The sequence below is a fragment of the Corallococcus sp. CA041A genome (assembly GCF_003612075.1).
In the GTDB taxonomy this organism is placed as follows: Bacteria; Myxococcota; Myxococcia; order Myxococcales; family Myxococcaceae; genus Corallococcus; species Corallococcus exiguus.
On the sequence record NZ_RAWF01000548.1, the window covers coordinates 1 to 1,165 of the forward strand.

Below are 1,165 nucleotides of genomic sequence, written 5' to 3' on the forward strand. Positions count from 1 at the left end.
GCCCGGGGTGGGTCGCCGGTATACAGTCCGCGGCGTGTTCTACGCGTGTGTGCGGGCGGTGGTGGCGCTGGCGTTGCGGCTCTTCTACCGGGTGAAGGTGAATGCCCCGGGCGAAGCGCCCTCTGGGCCGGTGCTCTTCGTGGGCAACCATCCGAACGGGCTCATCGACCCGGCGTTGGTGTTCATCCTCACGCGGCGCCAGGTGACGTTCATGGCCAAGGCGCCGCTGTTCAAGCTGCCCGTCATCGGCTGGCTGTTGAAGGGATTGAACGCGCTGCCGGTGTATCGCAAGCAGGACGACCCGACGCAGATGGGGCGCAACGAGGGCACGCTGGATGCGGCGAAGGGCGCGCTCGTGCAGGGGCGGGCCATCACCATCTTTCCGGAGGGCAAGAGCCACTCGGAGCCGGAGCTGGCGGAGCTGAAGACGGGAGCGGCGCGCATCGCGCTCAACGCCGCGCGCGAGGGCGCCCCGGTGCGCATCGTCCCGGTGGGGCTCACCTATGCGGAGAAGAACGTCTTCCGCAGCGAGGTGCTCATCGACCAGGGAGCGACCATCGACGTGCAGGCCTTCCTGCCGAAGGACGCGGCGTCGGAGCAGGACGCGGTGCGCGCGTTGACGGAGCGGGTGGCGGAGGGCCTGCGCTCGGTGACGCTGAACCTGGAGCAGTGGGCGGACCTGCCGGTGGTGCAGGTGGCGGAGCAGCTCTATGCCTTCCGCCAGGGCGGCGCGCTGGACGCGGAGCGGCTGCGGCTGTGGGCGCGCGGCGTGCGGCTGTTCCGGACGCAGGAGCCGGAGCGCTACGAGCGCCTGCGCCAGCACCTGTCCTCGTTCGGCAGCCGGATGGCGCTGGTGCAGGCCGCGAGGCCGGAGGACCTGTCCGTGGAGTACCGCCCGGGCAACGTGGTGCCGTTCGCGGTGAAGACGCTGGCGCGGCTGGTGTTCGGGCTGCCGCTGTTCGCGCTGGGGCTGGCGGTGTTCGCGCTGCCCTATCCGTTGCCCCGGATGGCGGCGCGGCGGGCGGAGCTGGACATCCAGGCCACGGTGATTGGCAAGGGCGAAAGCAAGTGCTCCGTGCGCATGGTGCAGGGCGACCTCCAGGTGGACCTGCGCGTGCTGCCGGACGAGGACTTCGCCACCGCGCTGCACCACTTCACCGGCTCC

General features: G+C 70.9%; 1 protein-coding gene. It reads left to right on the top strand.

Annotated features, from left to right (window positions below):
* Positions 1 to 34: 34 nt before the first annotated feature.
* Positions 35 to 1,165, top strand: a 1,131-nt coding sequence (locus D7V77_RS42055) for a 1-acyl-sn-glycerol-3-phosphate acyltransferase (RefSeq protein WP_233597567.1), incomplete at its 3' end; no start/stop codon positions are given.